A 9,749-nucleotide genomic window follows, 5' to 3' on the forward strand; every position below is an offset into this window, starting at 1 on the left:
GGCAATGTTGTAGAATTCAACACTCCAAGCGATGCCCCTACTTCTGATACTCTGAAACCTTTCACTGGTAAAATCGATGAACTTTCTGAAAATGGGAATAAAGTAGTCATCGATAAAGACGGCAATGTTGTAGAATTCAACACTCCAAGCGATGCCCCTACTTCTGATACTCTGAAACCTTTCACTGGTAAAATCGACGAACTTTCTGAAAATGGGAATAAAGTAGTTGTTGATAAAGATGGCAATATTTCTGAATTTAATAAACCGAAGGAATCACCCAGAATAGAAAAACTTCCGGAACTAACTATCAATAATGACACTACATCTATAACTATCAAATCAAATAATGAAAATATTAAGCTTGAATTAGATTCTAAATACTCTAAAGACATCAGTTTTAAAGTAACAGATATTACTAATGAAGTAGATTTAGACAATTTAAAATCTAAAATAATAAATGATGATAAAAATGAAATTAAAAATAAAGATGAGATTTCATCTATAAGAGTCTTGGACTTAGAATTACAAAATAATAATAAAAAAGTAAATCTAAACATTCCTAGAACCGTTCATATAGCATTACTTCAAAACGAACAAGATAAAGAAATTCTTGTTTATCACATAAAAGAAGATAATTCTATTGAGCTAGTACCTTCAAGTACTAATGAAGGAAACTTACAATTCACTGTCAACCACTTTAGTAAATTTGCTATTATCGCAAGAATCAAAACAGCATTAGCTACTAATGAAAAAGATATTAATACTTCTGCTGTTCAAGAAGAGAAGAAATTTACGGTTGTCAATGTAAAAGGAGCAAAATCTACTCCTACGAATCCACCAAGAACTCTTCCTAAAACTGGACAAACAACTAATAACACCTTAACTTTATTAGGAATTTCATTAATTACCTTAACTGCATTATTAAAACGCAGAAAAAATCGCTAATACACTTTCAAGGGAGTGACTCGACAAAATCGATTTCTACGAAATCACGATTTTTGAGTCACTCCCTTTTTAACATCCATAACTATTCATTATCAAAACAAAAAGATATAGTTCAACTAAAATGAACTATATCTTTTTTATTACTTTCCAGATACTTTCAGACGAGCTAGTGCTTTAGCTAATGCTAACTCCGCACGTCTAACATCAAGACCATCTTCTTTTTTTGCAAGACGTTCTTCTGCACGTTGTAATGCTCTTTGAGCACGTTCAACGTCAATATCTTTATCTAATTCTGCTGTTTGAACTATAATAGTTACTTCGCCTTTATGTGTTTCCACAAATCCTTCGCTTACAGCTAAATATTCTTCTCTGCCATCAGAAAAAACTACTTTTAATGGTCCCACTTTTAATGATGCAACCATTGGAACGTGGTTAGCCATTACCCCAACTTGTCCACTTGTAGTCCCTAATACAACCATAGAAGCCTCTTTTGCGCTATAAGCTTCTCCATTAGGAGTAACAATGCTTACACTTAAAGTATTCATTTATTTACCTCCTATTTGTATTATACTTCTACTCCTAGTTTACGAGCTTTTTCTAATACGTCTTCAATTCCACCAACTAGACGGAATGCATCTTCTGGGATATGGTCATATTTACCATCTAAGATTCCTTTGAATGCCTCTACTGATTCAGATACTGGAACATATGATCCAGGTTGACCAGTGAATTGTTCTGCTACGTGGAAGTTTTGAGATAAGAAGAATTGAACACGACGTGCTCTATCAACTGTTTTCTTATCTTCATCACTTAACTCATCCATACCTAAGATGGCGATAATATCTTGTAATTCACGATATTTTTGAAGAGTTCTTTGAATTCTTGTCGCAACTTGATAGTGTTCTTCTCCTACGATTTCTGGAGCTAATGCTCTTGATGTAGAAGCTAGTGGGTCAACCGCTGGGTAGATACCCATCTCTGTTAACGCACGCTCAAGGTTTGTTGTTGCATCTAAGTGAGCGAATGTTGTCGCTGGAGCCGGGTCAGTATAGTCATCGGCTGGCACATAAATCGCTTGAATAGATGTAACAGATCCTTTTTTAGTAGATGTAATACGTTCTTGTAAACGTCCCATCTCTGTGGCAAGTGTTGGTTGGTAACCAACGGCTGAAGGCATACGTCCTAATAACGCAGAAACCTCAGAACCTGCTTGTGTGAAACGGAAAATGTTATCGATGAATAGAAGTACGTCTTGTCCTTCTTCATCACGGAAGTATTCCGCCATTGTTAATCCTGTTAATGCTACACGCATACGAGCACCAGGCGGTTCGTTCATTTGTCCGAATACCATGGCTGTTTTGTTAATAACACCAGAATCTTTCATTTCGTAGTAAAGGTCATTACCTTCACGAGTACGTTCACCTACACCAGTGAATACAGAAAGACCACCGTGTTGTTGTGCAACGTTATTGATAAGTTCTTGGATAAGAACTGTTTTACCAACTCCCGCACCACCGAAAAGACCGATTTTACCACCTTTAATATATGGTGCAAGTAAGTCGATAACTTTAATACCTGTTTCAAGAACCTCAACGTGTGTTGATAATTCTTCGAATGTAGGAGCTTCTTTGTGAATTGAATCTTTTCTAACTTCTGCTCCTGCTTCTTCTCCGTGGTCAACTGCTTCACCTAATACGTTGAACACACGACCTAATGTGTAGTTACCAACAGGAACTGTGATTGGTGCTCCTGTATCTACTACTTCTGCTCCCCTATTTAATCCATCAGTAGATGACATCGCAATTGTTCTAACTACGTTATCACCAATTTCTAGAGAAACTTCAAGAACTAATTTTTCTTTTTTTCCATCACCTTTTTCTATAAATACTTCTAAAGCATTTAATAGATTAGGCATATGCCCTGATTCGAATTTTACGTCTACTACAGGTCCCATAACTTGGAGAATATAACCTTTATTCATATGTTGTTTGCTAACTTAATAGCTTCTCCTTTCTCATTACTATTTTGTTGCTGCTGCTCCACTTACAATCTCTGTAATTTCTTGTGTAATTGCAGCTTGTCTTGCACGATTATATTTAATCGTAAGTGTATCAATAATATTTCCTGCATTATCAGTTGAGTTTTTCATTGCTGTTTTTCTTGCAGAATGTTCACTAGCCTTACTATCTAATATACTTCCGTAAATCATACTTTCAGCATATTGTGGTAGTATTACATCTAGTACTGCTGCCTCACCAGGTTCAAATTCATAAGCTCCTGTAGGTTGCTCATCAGAATTTGCGAATTGATCTGTATTTTCTATAGGAAGAACTTTACTTTCAGTTACAACCTGTTGAATCATACTAACAAAGTGATTGTAATGTAAGTAGATTTCATCATATTCTTTATCTATGAAATAACCTACAACTTTATTAGTAATTTCCTTAACCTGTGTGAAACTTGGCTCATCTGGTATATCTCTATAACTATCAACTACATTATAGCCATTTTTTCTGAAGAATTCTGCTCCATAGTTACCTATAGCTACAATTCCATACTCGCTATCATTATGTCTTTCGTTAACAGTATTAACAAAATTTCTTATGATATTAGAGTTGAATCCTCCACATAAACCACTATCACTAGTAATTACCACATAAAGAGTTTTCTTAGCTTCTCTTTTTTCTAACATAGGATGCTTGATATTAGCTCCTTTACCAAAAATTGTTCCCATCACTTCTTTCATTTTTTGCATGTAAGGATTGAATCTTTGTGTGTTAGATTGTGCTTTTAAAAGTTTAGAAGTGGAAACCATCTCCATCGCTTTTGTAATATGACTAGTTTTCTTTGTAGAATTGATTTTGTTTTTAATATCTCTTAGTGACGCCAATTAGTTCACCACCTTTACTCTACTACTTCTCATCTTAAGCAAAAGTTTTTTTGAATGCAGCGATTACTTCATCCATAACTTCTGTTGCTGGTAAGTCTTTTGTTTCTTTAATGTGCTTAACTGCTTCATTTTCATGAGCATCTAAGTACGCATATAATTCTTGTTCAAATCTGTGAATATCTTTAACTTCAACATCATCTAAGAATCCGTGTGTTAAAGCATAAAGAATCATAACTTGTTTTTCTACTGGAATTGGTTTATGTAAGTCTTGTTTTAAAACTTCAACTGTACGTTTACCACGTTCTAGTTTTTCACGAGTTGCTGGATCTAAGTCAGACCCGAATTGAGCAAAGCTTTCTAACTCACGGTAAGATGCTAAGTCAAGACGTAATGTACCTGATACTTTTTTCATAGCTTTAATTTGTGCAGATCCTCCTACCCTAGATACTGAAAGCCCTGCGTTAATCGCTGGTCTGATACCTGAAAAGAATAAATCTGATTGTAAGAAGATTTGTCCATCAGTAATTGAGATTACGTTTGTTGGAATATATGCAGAAATGTCACCTGCTTGTGTTTCTACGAATGGTAGTGCAGTGATACTTCCTCCACCAAAATCTTCATTTACACGAGCTGCACGCTCTAGAAGACGTGAGTGTAAATAGAATACGTCCCCTGGGTATGCTTCACGACCTGGTGGTCGTTTTAATAGTAATGATAACTCACGGTAAGCTGCTGCTTGTTTTGATAAGTCATCATAAACGATTACTACATCTTTACCATTAAACATAAACTCTTCTGCCATAGCAACCCCTGCATAAGGTGCGATGTAAAGAAGTGGTGCTGGTTGAGATGCTGATGCTGTTACTACTATAGTGTATTCTAATGCACCGTGTTCTTTAAGTGTTTCTACAACACTACGTACTGTAGATTCTTTTTGCCCAATTGCAACATAGATACAAATAACATCTTGTCCTTTTTGAGCTAAAATTGAGTCGATAGCTACTGCAGTTTTACCTGTTTGTCTATCCCCGATAATAAGCTCACGTTGTCCACGTCCGATTGGTACTAATGCATCAATCGCTTTAATACCAGTTTGGAAAGGAACTGATACAGATTTACGTCCCATAACCCCAACTGCTGGAGATTCGATTGGACGACGTTTTGTAGTATTTACTGGACCACGTCCATCAACTGGTTGTCCTAATGGATCGACTACACGTCCTATTAATTCTTCACCAACAGGAACGTCCATAACACGTCCAGTACGACGAACTTCGTCTCCTTCTTTAATATCAGTTGTTGGTCCTAAAATTACGATACCAACATTTGTGTCTTCAAGGTTTTGAGCAAGACCCATAACCCCTGTTTTAGTGAATTCAACTAACTCACCACTCATTATTTCATTAAGACCGTATACACGAGCTATACCGTCCCCTACTTCTATAACTGTACCGACATCTGTTGACTTAACTTCAAACTGATAATTTTCTATTTGTGATTTTAGTAATGAACTAATTTCTTCAGCTCTAATAGCCATTTATGTCCCTCCTTGTTTCAACTTCTTCTAGATTGTAGAAATTTTTGACTTTATAGCGTTTAATTTTGCTCTAACACTAGCATCTACTACTTTGTTATTGTAAGTAAGTTTAAGTCCACCTAGAAGACTCTTGTCTACAAGGTTATTAAGTTCTACTTTTTCTAGTTGTAACTCATTTTTAAGTTTTTCTTTTAGATTTTCTAACTGAACTTCAGTTAGTGGCGAAGCTGATTCAACTTTTACAACAACGCTATTTGAATGTTTATTAAACAATTCAGTAAATTGCTCTAAAACAAAATTTATTAATGAGATTTGCAGATTTCCCGCTAAGATTTTCACAACATTTACAACATATTTGTTTACTCCTGAAAATGATGCTTCAATCAAGTTAATTTTCTTTATTTTTTCTAAATTAGGGTTGTTCATCAATGTAACAAAATCAGAGTTTCCATTAATAACTTTTGCAACTTCTGGTAACTCATTAGCTACTTGTTCTAATGCGTTATTTTCTTTTGCAACTTCAAATAATGAATATCCAATTTTATTAGCTAATACTGACTTACTCATTATTTCACCCCTACCTCTTTAATGACTTTATCAACATATTCACTTTGTGTTGAGCCATCTAATTCTTTTTCTAAAATTTTCGAAGCTACAAGCACTGATAAATCAGCAATTTGTCTGTTGATTTCTTCAAGCGCTCTTTTCTTCTCATCCTCAATATCTCTTTGAGCATTTACTTTTAATTGTTCTGCTTGTTTGCGAGCTTCTTCTAGAATAGCTTGTTTTTCAACCTTAGATTGTTCACGAGCATCTTCCATCATAACTTTAATTTCTTGTTGAGCATTTCTTAATTTTTCTTGATTTTCTTCAAGTAAAACTAATGCTTCTTTTTGATTTTTAGCAGCATCATCAAGTTGACCTTCAACTAATCTTTGACGCTCATCTAACATATCAATAAGTTTGTCCCAAGCAAATTTTTTCAGTAATACTAATAAGATTAACACAGCTATTATGTTAATAGCCATATTTCCTAAGTTCCATCCTTGATGAGAAGCGTGTTCAGTAGCTAAAAATACTAAATTTTCCATTTACTAAATGCTCCTATTCTTAATAGTTATTTATTACAATATTAGACTGAATTATTTCGCTAAAATCATGAATGCAATAACTACTGCTAAGATAGGCACCGCTTCTACAAGTGCGAACATAATGAATGCATTTGATTTTAATTTTGGTTCAACTTCAGGTTGACGAGATACACCTTCCATGAATTTACCGAATAAAAATCCGTTACCAATACCAGCTCCAACCGCTGCTAATCCTGCTGCTAATCCTGCTCCAATTAATTCTACCATAATTATATTTTCCTCCTTGGATAATAAATGAATTTTATTAATTATTAATTTTTACACAAAATTGTGTACTTATTTGAATTAATGTTCATCACTAATTTTATGTGATAAATAAATAAATGATAATACTGTAAAGATATATGCTTGGATAAATCCTATAAATAGTGAGAATCCTTTCCATACTACTAAACCTGTAATACCTGCGATAGCACCGAAAACACCTGCTGTTGCTAGTGTCGCTAAAAGTGCTAACAGTACTTCCCCTGCATAAATGTTACCGAATAAACGCATTGAAAGTGTCAATAAGTTTGTAAACTCTTCGATAACTTTGAACGGCGCAATACCTATACCTGAAGAAGTATATGTACCGAAGTAATGCTTAGTACCCTTATACTTAATTCCTGCATAATGAGTAAACACAATAACTAATAATGCAAGAGAGAAAGTAAATGTTGGATCGGCTGTTATAGAATTCACATATACAACTTCATTGTAACTAACTTCTATAAGTACACCAATCGTATTTGCTACAGCAATAAGTGAAATAAGTGTTAACGCTGTCGCCCATAATCCTTTACCATATTTTTTCCAACTAACGTTACCCTTAATTACATTATCACTAACAAAATAAGCAAGTAACTCAGCTGCATTTTGACGTTTACTATCTGGTCTTAATTTAATTCTACTAGTTAGAAACATCACTATAATAAATGTAAGCAACACTGTTATTAAAGTTGTGATTACACTAGGAATATTAACCGTTATATCATGGCCAAATAATTTGGTAATAAGATATGTATGTTTTTCCATATATTCCCCTCACCTCTTTTCTTAAGTATCTTTTATATTTCTAAATCTAGTGTAATATAAAATTAGAAATACTTAATACATATTATAATATTATTTTATAATATTTTCTAGCAATTTCTTAAATTTTATCTAAATTGTTTAAAAATATGTTGTTATTATTATATTATTTTGTTCCGAAGATTCTGTCTCCAGCGTCTCCTAGTCCCGGTACGATATACCCATGATCATTTAGTTTTTCATCTAATCCTGCGATATAGATATCTACATCTGGATGTGCATCATGTAAAGCTTTTACACCTTCTGGTGCTGCTATTAAGCACATAAATTTAATATCGTTAACTCCACGTTGTTTCAATGAGTCAATCGCCGCAATAGCTGAACCACCAGTTGCTAACATTGGGTCAACAACGATGAAATGACGTTCTTCTGGATTACTTGGTATTTTTACAAAGTACTCATGTGGTTGAAGAGTTTCTGGATCACGATACAAACCTACGTGTCCTACTCTTGCTGATGGAATTAAATCCATTAAACCATCAACCATTCCTAATCCTGCACGAAGAATTGGAACAAAAACTATCTTTTTACCAGCAAGACGTTTACAAGTAGTAGTTTGAATTGGAGTTTCTACTTCAACATCCTCAAGTGGAAGATCACGAGTAATCTCATAAGCCATTAAAGAACCTACTTCATTAGTAAGTTGTCTAAAGTCTTTAGAACCCGTTCTCTTATCTCTAATAAAAGATAATTTATGTTGGATCAACGGATGATCAAATACATGAACTTTTGACATAATTATAGTTCTCCTTTGTTATATTATTATATTTATTTTACTCTAATTATTTCATTTTAACAAGGGATATCCGAAAATATTTTACCTCCTTTAAAAAATATTTTTTTATTAAAACTCTTATATTACTAGACTTCTATTATAGAAAATATTACAATAATAAAAACAAGATAAACGGAGACTTTACCATGCAAAGAAAAACATTTTTAGGGATATTTTTACTTACTAGTATTTTCTACTATATTATCCCACTACTTTTTTTGAAATTCTATAATGGTACTAGTGATAAAGCTGGTTTCATTTTAATATTAGTTTATGGATTCACTTCATTTGCTATAACACTATTAATATTATACTTTATTCAAAAGAATATATTTATACCAATATTAAGTACTATTTTAGCACTTCCTTTATTTTTCATTTTTAATTCGAGTGCTCTAGTTTTAATACTTATTATATTAGTTTTTTCATTTATAGCTTATGGTCTATCATCATTATTAAAATAATTAAGGAGAGTATATGACAATATTCAAGCGTAATTTAATAATAGCAACCGGTATATATTTACTTTTTTATCTTACACCTATTTTGGCTAATCCATTTATGGCATTAAATCTATTAGAAGCGGCTTTAGTTGGAATTTTAATTTTCGGTGGATTTTATTTAAGTTATATATTTATGTACACAAATAAAAGCAGACTCGATGAACGTACCAAAAGTACAATAATTACAATTTTAGTACTATTAATAGCATTACTAATATTTTTTAATCCTTTTAAATTTCCAACAGCATTCAATATTATTATAAATAAATACTTAGCAATTCTAATTCTTTTACTTGTATTAATATTTATAATAATACTGGCGAAGAAAATGGATAATTCTGTAATTGTAATTTTACTTTTTGCTCCGTCAATTATCCAAGGATTATTTATGAGACTTTCATATAAAGCAATGCTGTTTTATATAGCTAATCCTAATTTTAATCTATATTTAATAGCGGCTATTTTTATTGGATATTATATTTACAACAATAGGAAGTAAAATAACACCAACTTGTTTACTTATTTTGTTTAAATACATAAAAACTGATAACCTAGATTTTATTTCTAGATTATCAGTTTTTCATTAATTGTCTATTTCAACTTTCAGAATTTTTCCAGTTACTGGCACGCGCAGCAGGCATCCGGCAGTGTCAAGATTTTTGTGTAAACATAACCTGATGTTTTAAATAAAGTTAACTGTTTTTAATTTTATTAGTTCTTATGGCTTTTATTCCTTAGAGTTTAATAAGATTTTCCGATAGATTTTGTCAAGAATTCAAAGAAGGCTTGCCCTTGTTCTTGACAAGATCATAGAAAAATCTACACTCTAGAAGGAAATAAAAGCTAGTTTATATATATATATATATTTTTTTTTTTT

At 32.7% G+C, this 9,749-nt stretch carries 11 protein-coding genes; 2 read left to right on the plus strand and 9 right to left on the minus strand.

Annotation, left to right across the window (positions count from 1 at the left end):
* Window positions 1-945: LPXTG cell wall anchor domain-containing protein (locus tag JX287_RS06260; RefSeq protein WP_204643731.1), on the plus strand; the 945-nt coding region annotated here is incomplete at its 5' end.
* A gap of 140 nt (window positions 946-1,085) precedes the next feature.
* Here the strand turns inward: JX287_RS06260 and JX287_RS06265 are convergent.
* The 9 genes from JX287_RS06265 to upp all read right to left on the minus strand — a co-directional run bounded on the left by JX287_RS06265 (window position 1,086) and on the right by upp (window position 8,330).
* A complete protein-coding gene (locus tag JX287_RS06265; protein ID WP_204643733.1) occupies window positions 1,086-1,490 on the minus strand; it encodes a F0F1 ATP synthase subunit epsilon in 405 nt (134 codons plus the stop codon).
* Between the two features lie 20 nt (window positions 1,491-1,510).
* Window positions 1,511-2,926, minus strand: coding sequence for a F0F1 ATP synthase subunit beta (gene atpD / locus JX287_RS06270; protein WP_048803316.1), 1,416 nt, complete (start codon window positions 2,924-2,926; stop codon window positions 1,511-1,513).
* 39 nt (window positions 2,927-2,965) lie between these two features.
* Entirely contained in the window at window positions 2,966-3,835 is an 870-nt protein-coding gene (gene atpG, locus JX287_RS06275) for an ATP synthase F1 subunit gamma (RefSeq protein ID WP_204643735.1), read from the minus strand.
* Window positions 3,836-3,869: 34 nt separating this feature from the next.
* Window positions 3,870-5,372 carry a F0F1 ATP synthase subunit alpha gene (gene atpA / locus JX287_RS06280; protein ID WP_204643737.1) on the minus strand — a complete coding sequence of 501 codons (1,503 nt, stop codon included), beginning with the start codon at window positions 5,370-5,372 and terminating at the stop codon, window positions 3,870-3,872.
* A gap of 27 nt (window positions 5,373-5,399) precedes the next feature.
* On the minus strand, window positions 5,400-5,939 hold the full coding sequence (gene atpH, locus JX287_RS06285) for an ATP synthase F1 subunit delta (protein ID WP_204643739.1): 540 nt from the start codon (window positions 5,937-5,939) through the stop codon (window positions 5,400-5,402).
* Window positions 5,939-6,463 (minus strand): F0F1 ATP synthase subunit B, encoded by a 525-nt coding sequence (gene atpF / locus JX287_RS06290; RefSeq protein ID WP_204643741.1) that lies wholly within the window; start codon window positions 6,461-6,463, stop codon window positions 5,939-5,941. Before atpF ends, atpH begins: the two co-directional genes overlap by 1 nt.
* Window positions 6,464-6,514: 51 nt before the next feature.
* On the minus strand, window positions 6,515-6,730 hold the full coding sequence (atpE, locus tag JX287_RS06295; RefSeq protein WP_048803320.1) for a F0F1 ATP synthase subunit C: 216 nt from the start codon (window positions 6,728-6,730) through the stop codon (window positions 6,515-6,517).
* 78 nt (window positions 6,731-6,808) lie between these two features.
* Window positions 6,809-7,537 carry a F0F1 ATP synthase subunit A gene (atpB, locus tag JX287_RS06300; RefSeq protein ID WP_204643744.1) on the minus strand — a complete coding sequence of 243 codons (729 nt, stop codon included), beginning with the start codon at window positions 7,535-7,537 and terminating at the stop codon, window positions 6,809-6,811.
* 163 nt (window positions 7,538-7,700) lie between these two features.
* Entirely contained in the window at window positions 7,701-8,330 is a 630-nt protein-coding gene (upp, locus tag JX287_RS06305; RefSeq protein WP_204643746.1) for a uracil phosphoribosyltransferase, read from the minus strand.
* A gap of 516 nt (window positions 8,331-8,846) precedes the next feature.
* Here upp and JX287_RS06310 point away from each other — a divergent pair.
* Window positions 8,847-9,371 (plus strand): hypothetical protein, encoded by a 525-nt coding sequence (locus JX287_RS06310; protein WP_204643747.1) that lies wholly within the window; start codon window positions 8,847-8,849, stop codon window positions 9,369-9,371.
* Window positions 9,372-9,749 lie beyond the last annotated feature (378 nt).

This window comes from Gemella haemolysans, assembly GCF_901873445.1.
GTDB lineage: Bacteria > Bacillota > Bacilli > Staphylococcales > Gemellaceae > Gemella > Gemella haemolysans_C.

Bases quoted from the DNA above. Each gene is read 5' to 3' on its own strand.
- atpD (WP_048803316.1), bottom strand. From the start codon at position 2,926: ATGAATAAAGGTTATATTCTCCAAGTTATGGGACCTGTAGTAGACGTA.
- JX287_RS06265 (WP_204643733.1), bottom strand. From the start codon at position 1,490: ATGAATACTTTAAGTGTAAGCATTGTTACTCCTAATGGAGAAGCTTAT.
- upp (WP_204643746.1), bottom strand. From the start codon at position 8,330: ATGTCAAAAGTTCATGTATTTGATCATCCGTTGATCCAACATAAATTA.
- atpB (WP_204643744.1), bottom strand. From the start codon at position 7,537: ATGGAAAAACATACATATCTTATTACCAAATTATTTGGCCATGATATA.
- atpE (WP_048803320.1), bottom strand. From the start codon at position 6,730: ATGGTAGAATTAATTGGAGCAGGATTAGCAGCAGGATTAGCAGCGGTT.
- atpA (WP_204643737.1), bottom strand. From the start codon at position 5,372: ATGGCTATTAGAGCTGAAGAAATTAGTTCATTACTAAAATCACAAATA.
- atpH (WP_204643739.1), bottom strand. From the start codon at position 5,939: ATGAGTAAGTCAGTATTAGCTAATAAAATTGGATATTCATTATTTGAA.
- atpF (WP_204643741.1), bottom strand. From the start codon at position 6,463: ATGGAAAATTTAGTATTTTTAGCTACTGAACACGCTTCTCATCAAGGA.
- JX287_RS06310 (WP_204643747.1), top strand. From the start codon at position 8,847: ATGACAATATTCAAGCGTAATTTAATAATAGCAACCGGTATATATTTA.